A 903-nucleotide genomic window follows, 5' to 3' on the forward strand; every position below is an offset into this window, starting at 1 on the left:
GTTGAAACGCAATCCCAAGGTGGAAATCGTCGAGGTCACTGGCTACGGGCACTATACCTTGCCGATGAATGTCACGATGGCGCCGTTTGATAATCCGGACGTGCGAATGGCATTGAAATGGGCGATCAATCGCCAAGAAATCGTCGACAAGATCTTTCTTGGCCACGCCACTGTGGCCAACGACAACCCGATCGCGCCGGCCATCAAATTCGCCAAGGATCCGCAACCGCAACACAGCTTCGATCCGGAAAAAGCCAAGCACTACCTGAAAAAGGCCGGAATGGAGAACCTGAAGGTGGACCTCTCGGTGGCCGATGCCGCCTTTGCGGGGGCGGTGGATGCGGCTTCGCTCATTCGCGAAACGGCAGCCCAATGCGGCATCGACGTCAATGTCGTGCGTGAGGCCGAGGACGCTTATTGGGACAATGTCTGGCTGAAGAAACCCTGGTGCGCTTCCTATTGGAGCGGTCGGGCAACCGCCGACTGGATGTTCACGCAAGCCTTTGCCGCGGACTCCAGCTGGAACGAAACGTTCTGGAAAAATCCCCACTTCAACGAATTGCTTGTCCAGGCACGCGCCGAGACGGACGAAGCCAAACGAGCGGCGATGTATGCCGAGATGCAGCAACTAACCCACGATGACGGCGGCAGCATCGTGCTGGTCTTCAACAATTTCGTCAGCGCCCAATCCAAAAAGCTCGCACACGGTGATGTGGCGCCCAACTGGGAGAACGATGGACTGAAAATGGCCGAACGCTGGTGGATCGCCACGGCATGAGATGGCGGGCCGGAGCCGCGATGGTTTTGAGGCTCCGGTCAGCTGGCTCCGAGTGCAGGGTTGCCGCCCAGGAAACGCCACGCACATGAACCCCGTCGCAAGAACGGTCCTGCAGCGCCTTGGCC

1 protein-coding gene is annotated in these 903 nt (G+C 58.7%); it reads left to right on the forward strand.

Translation table 11 applies throughout. The annotated features are described in order from the left end of the window. Positions 1 to 778 (forward strand): ABC transporter substrate-binding protein (locus EN884_RS37230; protein ID WP_245492067.1); only part of this gene is annotated, 778 nt, incomplete at its 5' end. Positions 779 to 903 lie beyond the last annotated feature (125 nt).

The organism is Mesorhizobium sp. M7A.F.Ca.AU.001.01.1.1 (assembly GCF_004022735.1).
In the GTDB taxonomy this organism is placed as follows: domain Bacteria; phylum Pseudomonadota; class Alphaproteobacteria; order Rhizobiales; family Rhizobiaceae; genus Mesorhizobium; species Mesorhizobium ciceri.